The following is a 10,740-nucleotide window of genomic DNA, read 5'->3' on the forward strand; positions in this document are numbered from 1 at the left end:
AAACGAAGACGATTTACTTCGCGGCTGGGATCAGTCCGCGCTTGGCGTGGGAGGCGCGAACGGGGTGATGATCCCAAGGCTGCGCGCCTTCGAAATGGCGGCCGTGCGTGTGCGAACATTTAGTTTGATATAGGCACCCGAGAGCAGGTTGCGGAAAGTGGAATTGGCGACGGCCATTTCCTTCGATAGTTCGGTTGTCAGCGCATCCGGGAAGGCCGCGCACAGTGAGAGCGCTTCCAACTGACGAAGGCTGAGCGTGTTCCCGGTCCGATTGAGCTGGTCGCTCAGAAAGAGTTGATGCGCCTTTTGGCTGAGATGGATTCCGCCGCCGGCGATGGTCAGCACCACGTTGGCGAGGTCCACCAGGGTACTGCGGTCGTCCTTGAGGATGTAGCCGTTCGCGCCGGCGTCCATGATGCCGCGGATCAGCCCGCGTTCGGCGAACATCGAGATGACCAGGATATTCATGTGCGGGTACAACTGCATCAGTTTGGGAATGACATACAGGATGGGATAGTCGTTTGAATTTTTGGCGGAGACCGGCACACTGATATCGAGCAGCAGCACATCGGTGGGGAATTTCGCGAGCGCGGGTTCCAGTTGATCGCCAAAATTGAGCGTGGCAACCACTTCGATCAGAGGGCTTTGGCTGAGGCGGTGGACATACCCGTCCACAATGCTTTGATGGTCGTCGAGGATGGCTACATTGATCTTTCGATTGGGCTGCATATGCATTTTCCTTACTGACAGCGTACCCGAAATGGGACGGGCGTTCAAGGCTTTTTCAGAAAAGAGTACAAATGTCTATGTTCTTTAACTTCCAGCCTATTCACCTGTACAGGTATTGAGATGATAATGACTGCGGTTAGTGAACGCTGATCACGGCGGATAAAACCGCTTCTCCGTTCAGGGGGGAAACCTGTGCAGTGCCAGCGGGGATACGCTGCCGAGAGGGTCTTCCTTAAATGCAAATACCGGGGTGGCAGCCTTGAAGGGGAACACCTGCCGCCGGGGAAGACCCTCAGCCTTTTATTCACGAAATCTCTAGATTGATTTTAAGTAATTTCCAAATTGGCGTAACGATATGATCAAACACTTGATCAAGAGGCTCTGAGTTAGGCAGGTTCAAATCAGCTAAAAACTGCTTCCCGATGTTATCCCGATGGACAATCTCATTCAAACAATAACTGACTGCACCGCAGCGCAATAAAATTCCCCGAGCTTCACGCACTTGATCAAGATTAGTGATATTTTCCAAAAGTGTCATAAACCTCATCTGTTCTGGATGATTCACAACCCGGGCAAACAAGATCGGCAGTGTAGATTTTCTTTGAAGCCAATCTGAACCGCAGTGATCAGCAAAACTATTACTTAAATCGTCATGGATTTGAACCATCTCGCCATATAAACGACCGAGCTTTAGAATAGCTTCGGCTGTATCCAGGGAAGCTCCACTCGCAAGTGCTCCCATATAAAATGCCAGTCCGAAAAACGGACAACTTTTTGCACGCGCAGCTCGCCAATATGTGGCTTCAGTATCAATAATCTGATCATCCAGATACTGACCGTATGCAGTCTCTAGCATCTTTTATTAATTTGATCGATGACCTCGATTTGCTTCTCATTTGTACTAAAGTTTTTGCAAATACAGTCGATACCTATAGCCTGAAAAACCATGGAAAGATTGGCTGTTTCTCCTACAGAGAGCCCTGGGGTTTCCCGCCTTCCGTCATTACCCAGCAAGATTGATGTTTGGAGCAGTCAGAGGAGGTTGCCGGGATTGCCCATATTTCATTCTCTTTGAAGGCTTGGCTGGAATGCTGCGTCAGCAATCAGTGTCGTGATAGGTTGGCAAAACGATATTCAATCAAAATTATTCTGAGCGGTGTTGCCAATGAAAGTGCGGTCAACCTGACCGTGAGCGACAACGGGATCGGCTTCGCGGCGGGGGTGTGGCTGGATATTTCGAGCCTGCTCGCAAACAAGCATTTTGGGGTGGCGGGCATGTTCGAGCGCGCCGCATTGATTGGCGCCGAGCTATCCATCAAATCTCAGCTCGGTATGGGCTGTCAGGTCAATATCAGGTGGAAAATATAATTCACATGATGGGACGTGTATGAGAATTGTAAGAATTTCATGAATACCCAGGCATGACCATTGCATAAAATAAAATAGATGATAAAATAATTTTGCAAACGTCAGGATGCCCCCCTCATCCTGGCGTTTGTACTTTAAATACACCATTTGATTCCAGAGCCAATTCATTCATTTGGGAAATTCGCACCCTGCAAAAGATCGCATAATTTTGTAAAAAATTTAATCCCTTCATTTTTTAAGGTACCAAAACCGGATTTTTCCTTGACGAAATAAAATACCTTCGATAAAATATGTTTGTAATCGCTCAGGATGCCCCCCTCATCCTGAGCGATTACATTTAACAAGGAGCAATCAACCTCAAATCGGGGCTTGTACCATAATTACCTGCCATGCCCAGTCTTTACCCCCGAACTCCTCGATAACTATCCTTATTACCAACAGGCGGACACTCAAACCATCCAGCGCGGATACACCTATCATGCAAGATCGGGCGTGTGCGTGACATCAGCCTGTTCAACAACAATCGCCGCGCCGTTTGCGAAGTGGAAGGCAACTCAGGCGATTACATTGTCGAGATCGAAGTCGATCAGAAAACGGGCAGGCTGCATTTTGACTGCGACTGTCCATACGCGGGCAATCATTTTTGCAAACACATGATCGCCGCCGCGATGGAATTAAGCGACTACTTGAGAGGTCATGCGGAGGAGGAAGATGATGATGTTTCACTTCAAAATTTACAGCCCGGTGGCAACTGGCAAAACATATTTAAAAGAAACGCTGTCGTTAATCCCCGCGCCGGGCGGCGGTCAGCACTCACAACCGCTATGTCGCGCTGGTATTACTGACTCGCTCGCAGTTCGGTAGTTATGGATATGGCAGCGCCTATCGTCCCTCCCATTCCTATTCTCTCGAACCCTTTATCATCAAAGCCAGCGAGTGGAATCTTCTCAGGGGCATGAGTTCCCGTCCGCGCAGGAGATCAATAAACCCCTAGACTCGACTCCAAAATGGATCAGAGTTTGGCGAAGTCATGCATCAGCAGATGAATCCTGCGTGGCTGTTCATATCTCGGATCTGACGGCATCTCCTTTCAATATTCTGCAGACCATCAGCCGCATGTATGGCGTGAACTTCGAGCGGCATGTCCACCTACCTGTCCATGCTGGCGAAAGTGGATGCCCGTTTTTCTTGGAAGTCTTTCCCCGATAAAGTTGAACGCCGTTTACACTTCCTGCCTCGGCCCGTGGATATAAAAATCGATCACGCAAAGCGACGCCAGCAAACTTGCGCTGCAGGCGGGTTTTGAAAACGACGGCGAGTTCACCCGGTCAAACAAAAATTGATGTGATCACGAACAACCCGACCTGGTCTTGATGGACGATCATGTCGCGCAATCAACAACGCGCAGGCGCTCTCCGTTCTTTCATCATTCCTAATCATGATCCCCGCCGCGCAGGTGGATGTCTTCCGTGAAAATATTTCGCGCAGATCGCGCAGGTGCTGCCCATCAAAAGCGACCTCGTTCACTGGCGGGATGTCAACACCGACCCTGCGCCGCGCCTGTACCTGCACGATGACAAGCGAAGCAGTCGCGGATAAGGACAACATTTACGCGCTGACCTGCGCTTCGGTTACGGCGACTATGAACTTCCGCTCATGCAGGATGAATCTGCTGTGGTCATGACCATTGCCGATACATGGGATCTGCGCATTCACCGTCAGCCCGCGCGAAGAGTATTTCTATCAACCGCTAACCGACCCGGGCTATCGTCTCAAACGCGCGAGTTCAGAACATCCCTATGGCATCGCTTGAACCAGAGCGCCCGCGCGCATCCATACGACTTTCTTTTACATTCCATTCCACAGCTCACCGAGGCGGGTTTTGAGATTTATGGCGAAGATAAACTCAAACTCGGCAAGATCAACCGCAGCACGCCCGTCCTGCGCGTCAGCATTACCTCAGGCATTGACTGGTTCGACCCTCAAGACCGTGGTAGAGTTTGGAGACCAGCAGATCTCATTTCATGAAGTCCGCAAGGCGCTCAAACGCAGCGAGCATTACATCAAACTTGCCGATGGCTCCGTCGGACAAATTCCCGAAGAATGGCTGGAGAAATACAAACACTTGTGGAATCTGGCGGAGGAAACCGAGGACGGATGCCGCGTCAGCGATTTTCACATCCCGCTGTTGGATAAACTGCTCGAAGAAGATGAAGCGCTTCACCCGCCCTCAGATTCAGATCAGCCGCGAACGTCTGCGCCTTTGAGCGGATCGCGCCAAAGCCGCCCCCAAAGGTCTTCGTCGGGAAACTGCGCCCCTACCAAAAGCACGGCTTCGACTGGCTGCACTTCCTGCGTGAATATAAATTCGGCGGCATCCTCGCCGACGACATGGGACTGGGCAAGACCGTCCAGGTGCTGACCTATCTGCCGTCATTGAAGAGCAATCCAAGGCTGAGTTTTATGGCGCTGCTGCTCGTACCAAAGTTTAATTGCCAACTGGCAAAGGGAATCAGAAAAGTTCACGCCCGGCCTGCGCTTTCTTGAATACATGGGCAACTTCCGCAACAAGGATATATCTGTATTCAATGACTACGATGTGGTGCTGACCACCTATGGCACGATGCTGCGCGATGTTGAAATTTTTGCATGGCTATCCGTTTCAGCGCGTCATCCTTTGATGAATCGCAGGCCATTAAAAATCCACTGGCAAAGAGCGCGAAGGCGGCACGTTTGTTGAAAGCGGATCACCGCCTTGTGATGACAGGCACGCCCGTTGAAAATAATACCTTCGAATTATGGTCGCAGTTCGCGTTCGTGAACCCCGGCTTGCTCGGCAATATGGATTATTTCAAGCACGCCTTCGCCACACCGATCGAAAGCGGCGGAGACGAGAAAGCCATGGCAACGCTGCGCAGTCTGGTGTATCCGTTCATCCTGCGCCGCACCAAGGAACAGGTCGCGCCAGAACTCCCGCCGCCGCGCACCGAGCGCATCGTCTACACCGATATGGAACCCGCGCAGAAAAGTTGTACACGCAGACCCGTGAAAAATACCGTGCCGAATTGCTTGGCCTGATCGAAAGAAGGCATGAACGATGCGCGCTTAAGATATTGAAGGTCCGCTGCGACTGAGGCAGATCGCCATTCATCCCGCGCTGGTGGATCTCATCCTATAAGGGCGAAGCGCCCAAGTTCGAGATATTGCTTGAAACTCTCGAAACCCTGCAAGCTGAAAATCATAAGGCGTTGATCTTCTCGCAGTTCGTGGAAACGCTCAGACTGATCCGCTTTGAACTGGATGAGCGCGGCATCAAATATGTTTATCTCGACGGGCGCACGCCCAATCGTCAGTCGCGTGTGGACTTGTTCCAGAACGACCCGTCCTTTCCTTTCTTCCTGATCAGCTTGAAGGCGGGCGGCGCGGGTTTGAACTCTGACTGCCGCTGACTACGTCATCCATCTTGACCCGTGGTGAATCCCGCCGTTGAAATAAGCCAGTGACTGCGCCCACCGCATCGGTCAAAAGAAACCTGTCTTTATCTATAAGATCATCGCGTGACACAGTCGAAGAAAAATATTGCAGTTACAGGAAAAGAAACGCGCCCTTGTAAAGAGCATCATCTCCAACGAATCCAGTTTCTTCAAGTCGCTCACAAAGGATGATATCAAGGCGTTGTTTAGTTAGCTCATGTCGCTGTGCGGTGCTCCTGGTTTTGCCGAAGCAGCCTTCTTTTATTAGGGGTTGCTCACCGCACTGTAACACACCTGCCCTGGCGGGCGGTGCCAGGGAACGCAGTGCGGTGCAAGTGTCGTCGGGGAGAGCACCCTCCTCGCAACGACATATTAACTTTCGCTTGCGAAATTCCAAACACGTTGGTATACTGCCACACATTATGAACAACCTGTCGGCGCATATTCATCACCATCATCACATCCAACCCCGCATGGTCGGGAGGTCAATGTGCGCGTGCCTGCTGGAAAATAACAGGCTCCCATCTTTTTGTTCATCAATCCCCGACCCATGGTCGGATTTTTGTTAATCCATCTTGCTTTTGAAATGGTCGGAAAACACCCGCCTCTATTCAAACACTAAAATAAACTGAAAAGGAAAACCCATGACCACGCACAACCAACTCGACCTCACTTCCTCCAAAGGCCGCCTGCAAGACGAGGCAATGGACTTCGCCGCGAGACGGGCCTGCCCGTGCAGAATTAAATCCGCGCCAATACCAGGCGAAGATGCCCGCCCTGCCCGAGCTGACCGTGCTATTTCAACGCCCAACCGATATTGTCGTCATGTCCGCCAGGGCAGTGTGATTTTGGCATCACGGGCGTTGATGTGATTGAAGAAAAACGCGGCGAGAATGGCGACATCATCATTTTGCATGACGGGCTTGGCTTTGGTCAGTGTTCTTTGCGATTGGCAGTCCCCGAAACCTGGAAGGACGTGACCGATATTCCGACGCTTAAGAAATTCGCCGCTACGCTCGATCATCCCCTGCGGGTGGCGACAAAATTCCCAGTGTTAACCGAACGTTTTCTCACTCAAAAGGATATTCCGCACACCCTGATCTATGCCGAAGGCACACTAGAAACTGCACCGACCATCGGGTATGCCGACATGATCTCTGACCTGGTTTCATCGGGACAAACCCTGCAGGATAACCGTCTGCGCGCACTGCCCGACGGACTTATTCAGGCTTTCGCAAGCCGCGCTGATCGCGAACCGCAAAAAACCTGCACACCAATCCGCAGGCCTTGAGATGGCTCTGTCGTTTGCTGGAATACATTGGAAGCACATCTGCGGGCGAAGGAAAATCTGCTTGTCATAGCGAACATGCGCGGGGACAGTCCCGAGGCGATCGCTCAAAAACTATTCACACAGACTTCAGTTGGCGGTCTGCAAGGACCGACCATCAGTCCCATCGTCACGCGCGAAGCGAATCAAGGCTGGCATTCGGTCACGGTCGTGGTGCGCCGCGATCACCTGACACAAGCCATTGCTGAACTAAGAGGCATCGGCGGCAGCGGCATCATCGTATCACCTGTCACTTATATTTTTGAAGACGAGCCGCCGCGTTACACAGCCATGCTTGCGGCGTTGAAATAGGAGACCCCATGTTAAAACAATACGACCTCAAACTGCAAGACAAACCATCCAGCGCGCACCGCCCGATGAATTTCCGATCAGTCAACGTGTGCTGATAACATTGCTATGCTCTTTGGCGAATTCTTAACAGCGGAACAGGCGGTCACAGCGCATTTTGAAGGATGTTCGCGCGGAATGGCGACCTCCGCGCTTCGTGAGTGGATCCTGCGCTTTGATGCATTTCGACCTCGCCTGCTCCCGTTTCGAAGGCAGCCATTACCAGTCTGCGTTGACCGCTGATCTCGCCCGTCCAGCGGGATGCGCTTGAAAAAGCGCGGCGCGCATTGAAACATTTCACCGCCAACAGCCGCCAACATCACGGTTCACGAACGAACCTGGCGGTACGCTCGGGCAGATCATCCGTCCCATTCAACGCGTCGGGTTGATGCCCGGCGGAACCGCCCCGTCTTCGACCGTATTGACGAGCGCCATTCGCGCGCGGCGGGGGCGTCAGCGATATCGTGGTGGTCACACCGCCCAACCGCTCTGTTGAAAAACAAGGAAACTGCCTGTCAACCCGATGATCCTGGGCCGCTTGTGCGATTGCAGGGTGGACGAGATTTATCTGCTCGGCGGAGCGCCAGTAACGCAGTCTCGCGTATGGCACGGAAACCATCCGCCCAGTGGATAAGATCTTTGACCCGGTAATTTACGTTAGTCACGCTCGCCAAACGCCAGGTCTATGGCGTGGTCGGCATTGACGGGTTAACAATGGTCCGACCGAAACGGTGGTCATTGCCGATGAATTTGCGACTCCTGAGGTTGAGTCGCTGCTGACCTGCTTGCTCAGGCTGAACACGACTTGCTTGCCTCGGCTATTTTATTAACCCCTTCACAGTCACTGATCGAGAAAGTTCAGACGAAGCTGCGAATCAATTTTGAACAGCGCGGACGCGCAGATATTATCACTGCATCACTGGTAATCGCGGCGGCGCAGTTTTGACGAATGACTTGACCATGAAGCCGTACAGCTTGCCAATGAATACGCGCCGGAACATCTTGCCCTTCACATGCGTGATCCCCGGAACTGTTGAAAAAGTAAATAATGCGGGTGGCGTCTCGTAAGTGAATATTCGTTTGAAGTGTTGGGAGATTATCTCGCGGGTCCGAGCCACGTCAAGGCTGACGGGCGGTTCTGCGCGTTTCGCATCCCTGCTCAATGTATGGGACTTGTAAAGATCGTCAGTCTCGTGGCGCTTGATGAAAAGACAGTACAAGCCATCAGCCCAATTGCCGCGACAATTGCCCAGGCAGAAGGGTTGGATGCGCATGCCAATTAGCGCTGGTCAGGGTGGAAAAGTGAAATGAAAATTCGAACACACTGGAATCTTTGCCCGCCTATACACCTATAGAACCGTTCGGAGGTCTTGTCCGCGCGCATCGGACGCGGTCCGGATCAGATCGTCAAGCTGGATGCGAACGGAGAATCCCTACGGTCCGCTGCCGGTGGTCCGTGCGGCACTGGGCAAATGGAATTCCCTCATATTTATCCTGATCCTGAAAGCCGAGCCCTGTGAAAATCACTTGCTAAATTCACCGGTGTTGATGAAGAATATCTGCTGGCGGGACAGGGCGCGGATGAATTGATCGACCTTGCTCATGCGCGTTTTCCTCGACCCGAATGACTGCATCCTTTCCTGTCCGCTCACCTTTGGCATGTACTCCTTCGATGCGGAACCCAACGCGGCAAGTTGTATTGAAGTCCGCGCCGCGCGGACTTTTTACACTCGATCGGAAGGCATCCGCAAGGCAGTGGAAACGCGCCAACCCAAACCATTCTTTACTCACATCGCCCAACAACCCGGATGGTTCTTTGATCGATACAAAACGATGGATGAGTTATTGTCCCTGCAGACCTGATCGTGCTGATGAAGCCTACATTGAATTTGCGGGTGATGATCTTGGCGCAAACCCAAGCGCATCCGCGAAGCGTTCCAATGCGTGAGAATTTGATCGTGCTACGCACTTTAGCAAATGGGCGGGGCTGGCCGGTCTGCGGATCGGCCATGTTGGTGTCTTTCCACTCTGGCTGATGCCCACTCTATGGAAATCCAAACAGCCATACAACGTCAATGTGGCGGCCAGTATCGCGTCACGGCGGTTTCATTGGAACACACGGATGATTTGAAGAAAGTCGTCGAACTCTTTGAAAGAAGAAAGAGCGAGACTATTCAAGGCATTGCAGGAAATCCCATACATAAAACCATATCCCACACAATCCAACTTCATTTTGTGTCAGGTGGTTGACGTGACGCTGCAGAACTCAAGGCCCGTCTGGCGCAGGAACATGGGGTCTTTATCCGCTACTTCAATAAACCCGGCTCAGGTGTGACCATATCCGCATCAGCGTGGGACGTCCGCAGGATACGGATGATGCGTTGGATGCTTTAGGCAAGAATATAACCCAAAGGAGAAACCATGCGAACGGCTGAAATATCACGACAAACAAATGAAACCCAAATCCAGATCCAATCGAACTGGATGAACAGGCAAAATGCGATTTCACAGGAGTTGATTTCTCGATCACATGCTCACGCATCTCGCGGTCCACGGATTATTTGACCTGACCATCAAAGCGACTGGCGATCTTGCAGCCGGATCTCTCATCATACTGTAGAAGATGTAGCTTTGGCATTGGGACTGGCCTTTGAGCTGCGCTTGGCGACCGCAAGGAATCGTCCCGCATGGGAGATTGTTTCGTGCCGATTGGATTTGAAACGCTGGCGCACGTCGCCATTGACTTGTCGGCGCGTCCTTATTCGGTCATTCAAGCGGAGTGGCACACGCCGTATGTCGGAACATTCCCGCCACTTTGTTCCCATTCCTTTGAGTCGTTCGCGGTCACTTCAGCCGCAACCTATATGCGCGTGTTCTGTATGGACGTGATGACCATCATCAGGCCGAAGCTTTGTTCAAAGCTCCGCGCGTGCGCTTGATGCTGCGACTCAAATCGATCAGCCCCGCGGGAGTGATCCCATCTACAAAAGGGGACCTTATAATCTGGAGTCCAGCAGCTTGTTGTTGGGATTGTCGAACAGCGAACTGTTCGACTCCAGAAAAAAGGATTAAACATGAAAATGATGCTTATGTACTTGCAGACGCTGGCACGGGCAATCTCCGCCTACAGTGTAAAAGTATTGGAGGCCGTTGACGCAAATGCTGCGCACAGATGACCCGGAAGAAAGTTGTTTCCAGGTGGGTGTTGTGCCGCCTGGTGTCGGTGCGTTCGGAGATTTTATGTCTGGTTCGCGGGCGCGCGGACTGGAGGAAGCGGTCAATGATACGGTGCAAGCGCGAATCCTTTGCTTGGAATCTGTGTTGGGATGCAGGCGTTGTTCGAAGTCGGCGAAGAGATGGGTGAACACAAGGCATGGGGTTACTGCAAGGCAAGGTCGTGAAGTTTGCTGATCTCTTCTTCGGTGAAGATTCCATCATTATGTGGTGGAATTCAGCTTGAGCGAAGAACGATGCGCGTCTTCTTTGATCAGGTCA

21 protein-coding genes and 1 pseudogene are annotated in these 10,740 nt (G+C 51.9%); 17 read left to right on the top strand and 5 right to left on the bottom strand.

The window, feature by feature from the left end; all coding sequences use genetic code 11:
• Nucleotides 1-30: 30 nt before the first annotated feature.
• Together IPL17_RS20250 and IPL17_RS20255 are read right to left on the bottom strand one after the other, a co-directional pair.
• Nucleotides 31-729, bottom strand: a complete 699-nt coding sequence (locus tag IPL17_RS20250; RefSeq protein WP_345308897.1) for a response regulator transcription factor — start codon at nucleotides 727-729, stop codon at nucleotides 31-33.
• Between the two features lie 304 nt (nucleotides 730-1,033).
• Nucleotides 1,034-1,585 carry a polyprenyl synthetase family protein gene (locus IPL17_RS20255; RefSeq protein WP_345308898.1) on the bottom strand — a complete coding sequence of 184 codons (552 nt, stop codon included), beginning with the start codon at nucleotides 1,583-1,585 and terminating at the stop codon, nucleotides 1,034-1,036.
• Nucleotides 1,586-1,848: 263 nt separating this feature from the next.
• On the opposite strand from IPL17_RS20255, the gene IPL17_RS20260 reads away from it, so the two are divergent.
• The 3 genes from IPL17_RS20260 to IPL17_RS20270 all read left to right on the top strand — a co-directional run bounded on the left by IPL17_RS20260 (nucleotide 1,849) and on the right by IPL17_RS20270 (nucleotide 3,306).
• Nucleotides 1,849-2,097, top strand: a complete 249-nt coding sequence (locus IPL17_RS20260; RefSeq protein ID WP_345308899.1) for a hypothetical protein — start codon at nucleotides 1,849-1,851, stop codon at nucleotides 2,095-2,097.
• 494 nt (nucleotides 2,098-2,591) lie between these two features.
• Nucleotides 2,592-2,942 (top strand): hypothetical protein, encoded by a 351-nt coding sequence (locus tag IPL17_RS20265; RefSeq protein WP_345308900.1) that lies wholly within the window; start codon nucleotides 2,592-2,594, stop codon nucleotides 2,940-2,942.
• Nucleotides 2,943-3,033: 91 nt separating this feature from the next.
• The gene (locus tag IPL17_RS20270; protein ID WP_345308901.1) at nucleotides 3,034-3,306 is read left to right on the top strand and encodes a hypothetical protein; all 273 of its coding nucleotides are present in this window, start codon (nucleotides 3,034-3,036) and stop codon (nucleotides 3,304-3,306) included.
• A 111-nt stretch (nucleotides 3,307-3,417) separates the two neighbouring features.
• Here IPL17_RS20270 and IPL17_RS20275 read toward each other — a convergent pair whose 3' ends face one another.
• Nucleotides 3,418-3,705, bottom strand: a complete 288-nt coding sequence (locus IPL17_RS20275; protein ID WP_345308902.1) for a hypothetical protein — start codon at nucleotides 3,703-3,705, stop codon at nucleotides 3,418-3,420.
• 48 nt (nucleotides 3,706-3,753) lie between these two features.
• Here IPL17_RS20275 and IPL17_RS20280 point away from each other — a divergent pair, with 48 nt between their 5' ends.
• The 8 genes and pseudogenes from IPL17_RS20280 to hisG (IPL17_RS20315) all read left to right on the top strand — a co-directional run bounded on the left by IPL17_RS20280 (nucleotide 3,754) and on the right by hisG (IPL17_RS20315) (nucleotide 7,209).
• Nucleotides 3,754-4,125, top strand: a complete 372-nt coding sequence (locus tag IPL17_RS20280) for a hypothetical protein (RefSeq protein ID WP_345308903.1) — start codon at nucleotides 3,754-3,756, stop codon at nucleotides 4,123-4,125.
• The gene (locus IPL17_RS20285) at nucleotides 4,064-4,519 is read left to right on the top strand and encodes a hypothetical protein (RefSeq protein WP_345308904.1); all 456 of its coding nucleotides are present in this window, start codon (nucleotides 4,064-4,066) and stop codon (nucleotides 4,517-4,519) included. Before IPL17_RS20280 ends, IPL17_RS20285 begins: the two co-directional genes overlap by 62 nt.
• Nucleotides 4,474-4,837, top strand: a pseudogene (locus tag IPL17_RS20290) (SNF2-related protein). Before IPL17_RS20285 ends, IPL17_RS20290 begins: the two are co-directional and overlap by 46 nt.
• On the top strand, nucleotides 4,747-5,175 hold the full coding sequence (locus tag IPL17_RS20295) for an SNF2-related protein (RefSeq protein WP_345308905.1): 429 nt from the start codon (nucleotides 4,747-4,749) through the stop codon (nucleotides 5,173-5,175). Before IPL17_RS20290 ends, IPL17_RS20295 begins: the two are co-directional and overlap by 91 nt.
• Nucleotides 5,176-5,300: 125 nt before the next feature.
• Complete coding sequence (locus IPL17_RS20300; protein WP_345308906.1) at nucleotides 5,301-5,546, top strand: C-terminal helicase domain-containing protein; 246 nt, start codon at nucleotides 5,301-5,303, stop codon at nucleotides 5,544-5,546.
• Nucleotides 5,547-6,214: 668 nt separating this feature from the next.
• Nucleotides 6,215-6,442, top strand: a complete 228-nt coding sequence (locus IPL17_RS20305; RefSeq protein ID WP_345308907.1) for a hypothetical protein — start codon at nucleotides 6,215-6,217, stop codon at nucleotides 6,440-6,442.
• Complete coding sequence (gene hisG / locus IPL17_RS20310; protein ID WP_345308908.1) at nucleotides 6,388-6,861, top strand: ATP phosphoribosyltransferase; 474 nt, start codon at nucleotides 6,388-6,390, stop codon at nucleotides 6,859-6,861. The genes IPL17_RS20305 and hisG (IPL17_RS20310) overlap by 55 nt, the downstream gene beginning before the upstream one ends.
• A gap of 27 nt (nucleotides 6,862-6,888) precedes the next feature.
• A complete protein-coding gene (gene hisG / locus IPL17_RS20315; protein WP_345308909.1) occupies nucleotides 6,889-7,209 on the top strand; it encodes an ATP phosphoribosyltransferase in 321 nt (106 codons plus the stop codon).
• Between the two features lie 142 nt (nucleotides 7,210-7,351).
• Here the strand turns inward: hisG (IPL17_RS20315) and IPL17_RS20320 are convergent, their stop codons facing one another.
• The gene (locus IPL17_RS20320; RefSeq protein WP_345308910.1) at nucleotides 7,352-7,546 is read right to left on the bottom strand and encodes a hypothetical protein; all 195 of its coding nucleotides are present in this window, start codon (nucleotides 7,544-7,546) and stop codon (nucleotides 7,352-7,354) included.
• Nucleotides 7,547-7,564: 18 nt separating this feature from the next.
• Nucleotides 7,565-7,855, bottom strand: coding sequence for a hypothetical protein (locus IPL17_RS20325; RefSeq protein WP_345308911.1), 291 nt, complete (start codon nucleotides 7,853-7,855; stop codon nucleotides 7,565-7,567).
• Between the two features lie 478 nt (nucleotides 7,856-8,333).
• Here IPL17_RS20325 and IPL17_RS20330 point away from each other — a divergent pair, with 478 nt between their 5' ends.
• The 6 genes from IPL17_RS20330 to IPL17_RS20355 all read left to right on the top strand — a co-directional run bounded on the left by IPL17_RS20330 (nucleotide 8,334) and on the right by IPL17_RS20355 (nucleotide 10,656).
• Complete coding sequence (locus IPL17_RS20330; RefSeq protein WP_345308912.1) at nucleotides 8,334-8,528, top strand: histidinol dehydrogenase; 195 nt, start codon at nucleotides 8,334-8,336, stop codon at nucleotides 8,526-8,528.
• Between the two features lie 87 nt (nucleotides 8,529-8,615).
• On the top strand, nucleotides 8,616-8,765 hold the full coding sequence (locus tag IPL17_RS20335; RefSeq protein ID WP_345308913.1) for a hypothetical protein: 150 nt from the start codon (nucleotides 8,616-8,618) through the stop codon (nucleotides 8,763-8,765).
• A 76-nt stretch (nucleotides 8,766-8,841) separates the two neighbouring features.
• Nucleotides 8,842-9,108: a hypothetical protein gene (locus IPL17_RS20340; RefSeq protein WP_345308914.1), complete on the top strand. Its 267-nt coding sequence runs from the start codon at nucleotides 8,842-8,844 to the stop codon at nucleotides 9,106-9,108.
• Nucleotides 9,109-9,775: 667 nt separating this feature from the next.
• The gene (locus IPL17_RS20345; RefSeq protein WP_345308915.1) at nucleotides 9,776-9,865 is read left to right on the top strand and encodes a hypothetical protein; all 90 of its coding nucleotides are present in this window, start codon (nucleotides 9,776-9,778) and stop codon (nucleotides 9,863-9,865) included.
• An 82-nt stretch (nucleotides 9,866-9,947) separates the two neighbouring features.
• Complete coding sequence (locus tag IPL17_RS20350) at nucleotides 9,948-10,184, top strand: hypothetical protein (protein ID WP_345308916.1); 237 nt, start codon at nucleotides 9,948-9,950, stop codon at nucleotides 10,182-10,184.
• Nucleotides 10,185-10,404: 220 nt separating this feature from the next.
• Nucleotides 10,405-10,656 (top strand): hypothetical protein, encoded by a 252-nt coding sequence (locus tag IPL17_RS20355; RefSeq protein WP_345308917.1) that lies wholly within the window; start codon nucleotides 10,405-10,407, stop codon nucleotides 10,654-10,656.
• Nucleotides 10,657-10,740 lie beyond the last annotated feature (84 nt).

Source organism: Candidatus Villigracilis saccharophilus (assembly GCF_016711665.1).